Source organism: Skermanella aerolata KACC 11604, assembly GCF_000936425.1.
GTDB classification, from domain to species: Bacteria; Pseudomonadota; Alphaproteobacteria; order Azospirillales; family Azospirillaceae; genus Skermanella; species Skermanella aerolata.
Window position 1 is genome coordinate 1 of sequence record NZ_AVFK01000093.1, and the last position, 9850, is coordinate 9850.

Annotated in this window: 12 protein-coding genes; 8 read left to right on the forward strand and 4 right to left on the reverse strand. The window is 66.2% G+C overall.

Annotation, left to right across the window (positions count from 1 at the left end; translation table 11 throughout):
• Positions 1-200 precede the first annotated feature (200 nt).
• From N826_RS37365 to N826_RS37375, 3 genes are all read right to left on the reverse strand, one after another.
• A complete protein-coding gene (locus N826_RS37365; protein ID WP_044437565.1) occupies positions 201-797 on the reverse strand; it encodes a hypothetical protein in 597 nt (198 codons plus the stop codon).
• Positions 787-1206, reverse strand: coding sequence for an RNA polymerase-binding protein DksA (gene dksA, locus N826_RS37370; RefSeq protein ID WP_044437566.1), 420 nt, complete (start codon positions 1204-1206; stop codon positions 787-789). The genes N826_RS37365 and dksA overlap by 11 nt, the downstream gene beginning before the upstream one ends.
• A gap of 137 nt (positions 1207-1343) precedes the next feature.
• Entirely contained in the window at positions 1344-1769 is a 426-nt protein-coding gene (locus tag N826_RS37375) for a flagellar assembly protein FliX (protein WP_044437567.1), read from the reverse strand.
• 218 nt (positions 1770-1987) lie between these two features.
• Between N826_RS37375 and N826_RS37380 the strand changes: the two genes are divergently transcribed.
• The 7 genes from N826_RS37380 to N826_RS37410 all read left to right on the forward strand — a co-directional run bounded on the left by N826_RS37380 (position 1988) and on the right by N826_RS37410 (position 8708).
• Positions 1988-3154: a flagellar basal body P-ring protein FlgI gene (locus N826_RS37380; protein ID WP_044437568.1), complete on the forward strand. Its 1167-nt coding sequence runs from the start codon at positions 1988-1990 to the stop codon at positions 3152-3154.
• A gap of 11 nt (positions 3155-3165) precedes the next feature.
• Positions 3166-3492 (forward strand): rod-binding protein, encoded by a 327-nt coding sequence (locus N826_RS37385; RefSeq protein ID WP_044437569.1) that lies wholly within the window; start codon positions 3166-3168, stop codon positions 3490-3492.
• A gap of 3 nt (positions 3493-3495) precedes the next feature.
• A complete protein-coding gene (locus N826_RS37390; RefSeq protein WP_044437570.1) occupies positions 3496-3939 on the forward strand; it encodes a flagellar protein FlgN in 444 nt (147 codons plus the stop codon).
• Between the two features lie 251 nt (positions 3940-4190).
• Positions 4191-6020, forward strand: a complete 1830-nt coding sequence (locus tag N826_RS37395; protein WP_044437571.1) for a flagellar hook-length control protein FliK — start codon at positions 4191-4193, stop codon at positions 6018-6020.
• 21 nt (positions 6021-6041) lie between these two features.
• Positions 6042-6752 carry a flagellar hook assembly protein FlgD gene (locus N826_RS44575; RefSeq protein WP_052832761.1) on the forward strand — a complete coding sequence of 237 codons (711 nt, stop codon included), beginning with the start codon at positions 6042-6044 and terminating at the stop codon, positions 6750-6752.
• A gap of 86 nt (positions 6753-6838) precedes the next feature.
• A complete protein-coding gene (flgE, locus tag N826_RS37405) occupies positions 6839-8146 on the forward strand; it encodes a flagellar hook protein FlgE (RefSeq protein WP_044437572.1) in 1308 nt (435 codons plus the stop codon).
• 163 nt (positions 8147-8309) lie between these two features.
• Positions 8310-8708, forward strand: a complete 399-nt coding sequence (locus tag N826_RS37410) for a flagellar biosynthesis repressor FlbT (RefSeq protein ID WP_044437573.1) — start codon at positions 8310-8312, stop codon at positions 8706-8708.
• Positions 8709-8724: 16 nt separating this feature from the next.
• Here the strand turns inward: N826_RS37410 and N826_RS37415 are convergent, their stop codons facing one another.
• Positions 8725-8994: a hypothetical protein gene (locus N826_RS37415; protein WP_044437574.1), complete on the reverse strand. Its 270-nt coding sequence runs from the start codon at positions 8992-8994 to the stop codon at positions 8725-8727.
• 135 nt (positions 8995-9129) lie between these two features.
• Here N826_RS37415 and N826_RS37420 point away from each other — a divergent pair.
• A partial coding sequence (locus N826_RS37420; RefSeq protein WP_169789497.1) for a tetratricopeptide repeat protein occupies positions 9130-9850 on the forward strand: 721 nt, incomplete at its 3' end.

Below are 9850 nucleotides of genomic sequence, written 5' to 3' on the forward strand. Positions count from 1 at the left end.
ATGGCCCAACACTTCCCGAGTGCCGGTCAAACTCTTCGGCTCCTGGTATGAGACGCGTGGAGGTACTCAACTCTTATCATACCAAGGGACGAAGATGCTGACTGATGAACAAACTCAGGCCGTAGCGCACTTGTCGGACAAAGCTAAACGGTATCCTTGACGCCTCGATATCTGAGACCGTTGGTGTGATATCCCCTACCCTACCGCTGGTCGCGCCGCCATTGCTCGCCGAAGTCGGAGGCGAGCTGGCGGAGGCCGGCGGCTACGGCGCCGGCGTGGCCGCCCCGGGGGGTGCTCAGGAGCATGCCGCGGTCCCAGTAGAGGATCTGGACCGTCTTGCGCTGCTGGGTGGACGGCAGGGTCAGGGTATGGGCCGACTGCGCCTTCAGGCTCAGCCACGTCACGCAGAGGGACGAGCTGTCGCGGAGCGTCGCGATCGTCGGGATCAGGTAGACGCCGGGGGTGATCGTGGTGAAGGGCTGGGCCTGGGCCAGCAGTTCCGTCCGGAGCCCGGCGGCCTGGACGGTGAGCTGGATCGCCTCGGCGACCAGGGGCTCGGTCAGGCCGCATTCGGCGTTGGCGGGATTCGCGGCCAGATCGACCGGCATGACCACCGCCATGTTGACGCCTTCCAGGACGGCGGTTTCCCGTCCAGGTGTCTGCGCCTGGGCACCGGGAAAGACGCAAGACAAGGTCAGCAGCGCCGTGGCGCAGATATGGGTCAGCCGGCGCAGCGGCCTTCCGATCGCGATCTGCTCCCTGGCGCCATTCCGTTCCCGGTCCTGCTCAATCGTCACGGTGGGTCCGTTCGAGCCGTTCGTGCCGCTCCTGCGCTTCAAGGCTGAGGGTCGCGATCGGGCGGGCCTCCAGACGGCGGATGCTGATCGGGTCGCCGGTCTCCTCGCAGTAGCCGTAGCTCCCGTCCTGGATCCGCATCAGGGCGGCGTCGATCTTGGAGATCAGCTTCCGCTCGCGGTCACGGGTCCGCAGCTCCAGCGAACGGTCGGTCTCCAGCGAGGCCCGGTCGGCGATATCGGCTTCCTGAAGCCCGCCTTCCTGGAGGCTCTGAAGGGTTTCCTCGGATTCCTGAAGGAGTTCCGAACGCCACTTCAGCAGCTTGCGACGGAAATACTCCGTCATCTGGGGACTCATGAATGGCTCGTCCTCGGACGGCCGGTAATCAGGCGACGGAATTGGTGATGACATCCTCTAACACCCACCCCGGATGGCTGCCGAAACGGCGCGGAGTATATGGATCGATACGCCCCTCCGCAACTGGCGCGGAAGGGTTTGCCGACTGGATACAAGCCCTTGGAAAAGCGGCGAAATCCTGAAGGGATGAGCTACCCTCTAGGCGACAACTTGGCAAGCTCCACCTGCGCCCTCAGGTCGATTTCGTCCAGAATTTCCACTAATCGGGGGTCATCGACTTCCTCCCGGCGGCTTTGGACCACCTGGGACAGCGCATTCAGCCGCGACTCCGGCAATCCGCCGGCCAGGAGGGCGTGGCGGATCTCGTCGAGGCGATCCAGCAGGTCTTCCGCCCGGGCCTTGGCCTTGGACGGACCGCTGGTCGAGTCCTCGACTTCCTGAAGGTTCAGCAGCGGGTTGACCGCGCCGGCCGACTGGGCGCCGTTGACGCCGGCGGCGACCGCCTCGTCGGAACCATGGAGCGCGCGGGCGAAGGCGCCGGCCAGGCTGCCGTTGGAACGGCCGGCGCGTTTTGCCGCACCGCCTTTGTTCAGGGACCCCGGACCTTCGACTTTCATGGCACCATAGCTCCAAAACTGATGTCAAATAGTCGTCGGACCTGACTTAACACTCGGTTAACGAGCAGTATGCACGGCAATAATTGCCGTGGCGAGCCGGAATCCCTTGCCGATAGGTATCGGATGGATCGTCGCGCGAACCGCCGTGGACGGGGCTTCAGCAAGTTGGCACGCAATTCGCTTGTAAGGCAGATGACCGTATCAGGAGCCGACACGCCATGACCCGAACCCATCCCCTCGCCACCGCGATTCGCACGCTGCTCCGGACGCTGGTCCCGGTCTCGGCCGCCGGCATGGTGGCCTTCGGCGTCATGACCGCGTTGGTCCCCGCAAACGCCGGGGCCAGCTCCCGCATCAAGGACATCGTCGATGTCGAAGGCGTCCGCGAGAACATGCTGATCGGCTACGGCCTCGTGGTCGGCCTGAACGGCACCGGCGACAGCCTGGGCAATTCCCCCTTCACCGAGCAGAGCCTGATCGGCATGCTGGAACGGATGGGCGTCAACACGCGCGGCCAGTCGATGAAGACGAAGAACGTCGCGGCCGTCATGGTGACCGGCACCCTGCCGGCCTTCGCGGCGCAGGGCAGCCGGATCGACGCCGCGGTATCGGCTCTCGGCGACGCCAAGAGCCTGCTCGGCGGCACCCTGCTGGTCACTCCGATGCTGGGCGCCGACGGCGAAGTCTATTCGGTGGCCCAGGGGCCGCTGGCGGTCAGCGGCTTCAGCGCTTCCGGCCAGGGCGCCTCGGTGACCAGGGGCGTGCCGACATCGGGCAGGATCTCCGCCGGAGCCATCGTGGAACGCGAGATCGAGTTCTCGCTGGCGGAACTGCCGGTGCTGCGCCTGTCGCTCCGCAACCCGGATTTCACCACCGCGCAGCGGGTGGCGCAGGCGATCAACAGCGTGTTCGGCGCCAATACGGCGCGCCCGACCGATCCGTCCTCGGTCGTGGTCACGGTCCCGCAGATGCGGCGCGGCGACATCGTCGGGCTGATGACCGAGATCGAACAGCTCCGGGTCACCCCCGATCAGGCCGCCCGCGTGGTGATCGACGAGAAGTCGGGCGTCATCGTGATGGGCGAGAACGTTCGGATCAGCACGGTCGCCATCGCCCAGGGCAACCTGACGATCCGGATCACGGAGAACCCGCAGGTGTCGCAGCCCAACCCGCTGGCCAACGGGCAGACCGTCGTGACGCCGCAGACCGACATCCAGGTCGACGAGCAGTCCAACAACCGTCTCGCCATCATGTCCAACGGCGTCAGCCTTCAGGAACTGGTCGAAAGCCTCAACGCTCTGGGCGTCGGTCCGCGGGACATGATCAGCATCCTCCAGTCCATCAAGGCCGCCGGCGCGCTCCAGGCCGAAATCGAGGTGATGTGATGAGCGGTCCAATGTCGATGCCTGCCCTTTCCACCCCCGGCGTATCCGCTTCGGACCTTGCCTCCGGGGCAGCCGCCAAGGGCAAGCTCCCGAAGGCGCATCTCGACGACAAGGCGATCGACAAGGCGGCGAAGGAATTCGAAGGACAGTTCGTGTCGCAGATGCTGACCCAGATGTGGCAGGGCATCGAGACCGACGGGTATTTCGGCGGCGGCAACGGCGAGGAGATGTTCCGCGGCCTGATGATCAACGAATACGGCAAGCAGATCGCACAGAGCGGAAAGCTGGGCATCGCGGACAGTGTCCGGAACGCCATGCTGAAGATGCAGGAGGTTTGAACCATGGACGCTACCACAGCCGTTATCGAAACCTGCCAGACGATGGAAGCCTTCACGGCCCTGATGGAGCGGGAAACCGAAGCCGCCGGCGCCATGCGCCTGGAGGACGTCACCCGGATAGGCGATGCCAAGACCGCGCTGGGCAAGAAGCTGGACCACCAGATCCTGGTCCTGCGCCACAACAAGGCGGTCATAGCGCAGCTGCCCGCCGAGTTGCGCCAGCGGCTCGGCAGCCTGTGGGAACGCCTGGATGCGGCGGCAGAAGCCAACCTGTCGGCGCTGAAGCGGGCGGAAGCCGCCACGAGGCGGGTGATCGACATCGTGGTGGACGTGACGAAGCAGAAGCAGCAGCAGGGCGCCATCAGCGGATACGGCAGGCCGAGCGCCCGCTATCCGACCGGCCGCGCACCGCAGCCGATGTCGGTGGCGGTCAATACGACGCTGTGATCGTCGACTGGACTTCGCTGACATGGAACGGGCAGGACGCTTCGGCGTCCCGCCCGTTCCATGTCAGCGCGGCAGACAGTGCCGGGTCCGGGCAAGAGGGACTGGGTAAAAACTACCGGCGTCACTTCGATTGCCCAGCCGATTGCCCCGCCACTTGTCCAGGCGGCCGGCCGGATCTTCAACCGATCCAACGGATCATGAAGTGGCCCACGGATTGCTAATGCTGATGGTGCATAGCCAGCGAGGAAGCCGTGGAAATCACTCAAGCCAAACCGGTGCCGCAGACGGCATCGACCGGAAGCACCGGCGCCAGTGTCGCCGGAGCGTTCGGCAGCGAAGCCGGAAACGACGGCTTCCTCTCCCTGATGAACAGTTTCTTCATGGGCGAAGGCGATGCCGAGGACACCGCCGCAACCGAAGCGCCTCCGGCCGCCGGCCAGGGAACGCAAGCCGCATCCGCGATCCCCGACGGCATCCTCAGCCTGATGGCGCCGGGCCTCTTCTCCAACATGATCGTCCAGCCGCAGCAACCCGCTTCGGGCGATGTGGCTGCCGGCGACCTGGAGGAGGGCACGATGGCAGGCCCTGCCCTAATCCCCGCCGCCGTGCCCGCTCCGGCCCTGCCGGGCGGCGCACCGCTCCAGGCCCCCGAAGCCCCGCCCTCCGGCCAGTCGGCCAAGGGACTGGGACCGGCGCCGGGTAGCGGTGGACCTGCCGCCGGCGGAGAGGATGCCGGGATACCGATCGACGCCATGAACTCCGATGCCGACGCGCAGATCAGCGAGGACGACCTGGCGAAGCTGGTGGCCGAAGGCAAGGCGAAGGTCGAGGCGCGCCAGGATGCGAAGGCAAGCCAGCGCGCCGCACAGGCGGAGCCGCCGAAAGCGCGAGAACACGGCGCCACGACTGCCACGGACGTCCCGGCGCCGCTCGCGGCGACGGTTCAGACTACCGCCGGCCAGACCGCAACGGGCCAAGCCGGAACGGTCCAGATGGCATCGGCCCAGGCTGCGACAGTCCAGACTGCAGCGGCTCAGACTGCGGCAGCTCAGACCATCGCGGAGCCGTCACCGGCTGATGCCAAGGCCGGTCCGAAACCAGCCGCCGCGACGCCCACGGATTCATCCGCCGACCCGAAGGCGCAGACGAATTCGGCCCGAACTGACGATCCGGCGGCGGATGCCGACATGGCGCCGGCTGCCGACAACCTGTCCGATGCTGAAAACGCCGGGACAGGAACCGGCGGCTCCGGTCAGGATGGCGAGACCCATGGCGGCCGGCAGGCCCAGCAGCATGCCGACCGGATCGGAAAGGCGGCCGAGCGGAATGCCGCACAGCCGGAAGGGGCGACTGCTGCCCGGCCGTCGGATCCCGCCACCGGCATCGAGACCGAGAGCCGCGGAGGCGCTCCGATCCGGACGGCGCCGGGCTTGGCCGGCGATGACGGCAAGCCCGCCATCAAGGAGCGCGGCACCGAGGCCGGCCCATCCTTCGAGGATACGCTGGCGAAGGTCAAGCCTGTCCACAAGGAGCCGGAAGCGGACGGCAGCCTGGGCGTGCAGGCAGCGTCTCAGGGGCCTGCCGAAGCGGAGGAGACCGAGCGTGCGGCGGCCCCGCACGGCAGGAGCACGGCACAGCACGGCGCCGCCGCCGACCAGGTTTCGGTCCAGCTAGGCAAAGCCGTACCCGGCAAAAATGACCAGATGGTCATCAACCTCAAGCCGGTCGAACTGGGCAGCGTCGAGGTGAAGCTGGATTTCGGGGCCGACGGCCGGGTCCAGGCTTCGATCATGGCGGAACGGCCGGAAACGCTGGAGATGCTCCAGAAGGATCACCGGGCGCTGGAGCGGGCGCTGAACGACGCCGGCCTTCAGACCGATGCCGGCAGCCTGAGCTTCAACCTGAAAGGTCAGGGCCAGGGCGGAAATCAGCGCCAGTTCGCCGGTTATAACCAGCCCGGCGGCGGACGTGGCAAGGGTCTTGCAAGGATGAATATCGAAGGGCCGGCGATACCGGATTTTGCCGCCCCCCAGTACGGCGCCTCCGGCGCCAACCGCAGCCGTCTCGATATCCGCATCTGAGCGAGCACCAGGAGAACCACGATGACGACGATCAACACCGCCGCTCAGACCGCGGCCACCACGACGGCCTCCACCACCAAGACCACCGGCTCCAGCGCCACCACGACGACCAACGCTTCCAGCGCCAAGTTGACCCAGGACTACGACAGCTTCCTGAAGCTGCTGACCACCCAGTTGCAGAACCAGGACCCGCTGTCGCCGATGGAGTCCACCGAGTTCACCAACCAGCTCGTCCAGTTCAGCCAGGTCGAGCAGGCCATCAGCCAGAACAGCAAGCTGGATAAGCTGGTGGGCTTGCAGAACAACAACCAGACGCAGGCGTCGCTTGGCTTCATCGGGCTGGATGTCGAGGCGACCGGCAACGCCTTCACCTATGAGAGCAAGCCGGTGAAGATGTCCTACACCCTGCCGGAAGCCTCGACCTCGACGAGGATCCAGATCAAGAACGAGAAGGGCGTCACGATCCAGACCCTGGACGGAGCGCGCACGACCAACCGGCAGGAAGTGACCTGGGACGGCAAGAAGGCCGACGGCAGCGTCGCCGAACCCGGCACCTACAGCATGACGGTGATAGCGCCCAAGGCCGACAGCAAGCTGATCACCGCCAAGACAACCGTATTCGGCCGCGTCTCCGGGATCGAGGCCGGCAACGGCGTCACGACCCTGATGATGGGCAAGGTGCCGGTCAAGATGGAGGACGTCATCAACGCCCAGCTGCCCGTCGCCGCCTGAGCCGACACCGCAACGATCGTCAAACCATAGGCCGCCTCCGCCCAGATGCGTAGAGAGCCGCCGCAGACAAGACCGAGGAGAGTATCATGAGCCTGTTCGGATCCCTTTTCACCGGTGTTTCCGCACTGAGCGCGCAAAGCCAGTCGATGGGAATGATCTCCAACAACATCGCCAACGTCAACACGACCGGCTACAAGCGGAACGAGGCGAGCTTCTCCAGCCTGGTCACCCAGGCCGGCCGCAGCACGATCTATTCGCCGGGCGGCGTCCGCGCCGCCACCGAGCAGACGGTCAACCAGCAGGGCACGCCGCAGCAGACCGCGTCGACGACCGACGTCGCGATCTCCGGCTCCGGCTTCTTCGTGGTCCAGCAGCGCCCGAACGGCGGGAGCGGTGAGGAAACGCTGTATACCCGCGCCGGCTCCTTCTCGGAGGACGAGAACGGCTACCTGCGCAACTCCAACGGCTTCTACCTGATGGGCTGGGAGATCGGCGACGACGGCGAACTGGTGGACGCCACCGCCGACGTGGCGAGCCTGACCCCGGTCAGCGTCGGTTTCGAATCGGGCCGCACCAAGCAGACCACCCAGGCCGATGTCGTGCTGAACCTGGACGCGCGCCAAGTCACCACCGCGGCAGGACCTCATTTCAGCCGCAGCATGACCGTCTACGACAGCTTGGGCGCCGCCCAGCAAATCCAGATGGACTTCACGAACACGGCCACGGCGAACACCTGGACCCTGAACCTCAGCGATCCGGCCGGCGGTGCGATCACCACCCCGGCCGCAACCACGGACTTGAGTCTGGTGTTCGGCTCCGATGGTAAAATCGACAAGGTGGCGACCCAGGCCGCCAACACCGCTGTCATGGAGTTCAACCCGGTCGGCGATCCGACCGGCAACCTGGAACTGAGCCTGACCGGCATCAACTGGGCGAACAACTCCGACGATACCCAGGCCATCACGATCGATATCAGTGGCCTGACCCAGTCGGCGTCCGACTACAGCGTCGGCACGATCAACCAGGACGGCGCCGAACTGGGACTGCGGACCGGCATCGCGATCGACACCGACGGCAACGTGGTCGCCAGCTTCAGCAACGGCCTGACCCAGAACCTGGCGCGCATCCCGATCGCCACCTTCACCAACCCCAACGGCCTTCAGGAGCGCAGCGGCAACGTTTACATCCAGACCACCGACAGCGGCGCCTACAACCTTCGAGACGCCGGGACCGCGGGAGCGGGCAACATCGCCACATCCTCGCTCGAAGCCTCCAACGTCGATCTAGCCGACGAGTTCTCCCGCATGATCATCACCCAGCGGGCATACTCGGCAGGCACCAAGATCATCAGCACCACCGACCAGATGCTGACCGAACTGCTGGGCCTGCGCTAACGGGTCGGCCCGTCCCAGCCTCGGCGGCCTGACACAAGGCCGCCGAGAGCCGGATGACGCGAAAAACCGAAGCTATATACTGTTCCTGGGTTCGCGAGGTGCTACTGTGCCCTCCGGTCGAACCATCCTTGTACGGGTATTTGCAGTGTCGTTGAAGATTCGCTTGGCGCCGGAAGAACGCATCGTCGTAAATGGGGCATTGATCCAGGCCGATGGCCGCTGCACCCTGATCTTCCTGAATAACGTTTCGTTCCTGACCGAAAAGCACATCATGCCGCCGCAGGCCGCTTCGACACCGGCGCGGCGCATCTATTTCATGATCCAGAATTCTTATATGGCGACCGATCAGGAAAGGCCGCCGCTGCTGACGACGCTGGAAAGCTTCATCGACGATTTCTTCCAGGCGACGACCATCGACGCGATCAAGGAAACCCTGGAGTCGATCCGCCAGCTCGTGGCACGCGGAGAGTATTACCAGGCGCTGAAGCTGGCCGACGCCGTGATGAAGCATGAGGACCGCTTCCTGAGCCAGCCGAGCTGGCAGGACAGCCGCAAGGCGTGACGGCAGGGCGCCGCAGTCACACCGGCAGGGGCTCGATCGGGCCATGGCGGAAGGGTATCCAGTCCTTCTCTTCCGAACGCCAGCGCAGCCCGTAGGGCGACTTCAGGAAGATCCGGTCGGGCGGATCGCCGCCCTCGCGCAGGGTGCGCTCGACATCGACGAGTTCGGAGGTGCTGAACAGTGCAGCCCAGTAATCGGCGGGTGACGGGTCCGATCCCAGCGTTCCGGCACGCTCGCGCGCCGTTTCACTCAACTGCCACGCTTCCTCGACCTGCTCGTAGCTCATGCTGAGCCCTCCCGCCTTGCGTACCGCTATCGATCAGCGGGGAAGATGCCGCGCCCGCGTGCCGGGGTCAAGCCGAACCCCATGGACCCGGGTTTGCGCCCGGTCCCGCTCGGAGAAGCCGGGAGCGACGTTGCCATGATCGGACAGTTGCTGGCGATGGCCCAGTGGCATCAGGCCGGCGGACGGGCGGGCGAGGCGGAAGCGCTGTACCGGCGCGCGCTGGACATCGAACCGTTGGCGGCGGCGCTCCACCGGGGACTCGGGACCGCCCTGGAAGACCAGGGGCGGATCGCCGAGGCGGAGGGCTGCTACCGCCGCTGCCTGATGCTGGCGCCCGAGGACGCCGACGGCTGGTGCGGTCTAGGCATGGTGCTGCGCCGGCTGGCGCGTCCCGCCGACGCGGTCCCGGCCTACCGCCGGGCGGTGCTGCTCGATCCCGGCTTCGCCGAAGCCCGGTTCAACCTGGGCAACGCCCTGACGGCGCTGGGCCGTTTCGACGAGGCAATTTCCGCCTACCGGGCAGCTCTTACCCAGCGCACGGCCGACGCCGAGATCCGGTGCAACCTGGGCAATGCGCTGCACCAGCGCGGCCGGATCGGCGAAGCGGTCGCGGCTGCACGAAGCGCCCTGGCCTGCCGGCCGGATCATGCGGCATCGCTGATAAACCTCGGCAACGCCTTGACCGAACAAGGCCGGTTCGACGACGCCGTCACTCAGTTCCGCCGCGCGCTGGCGGTCAAGCCGGGCGATCCCGCCGGCCCGGCCGGTGCGGGAATGGCGCTTCGCCAGCAGGGCCGCGTCGAGGAGGCCACGGCGTCGTTCCGTCAGGCATTCCGGCTGGGCGGCGATCCGGGGC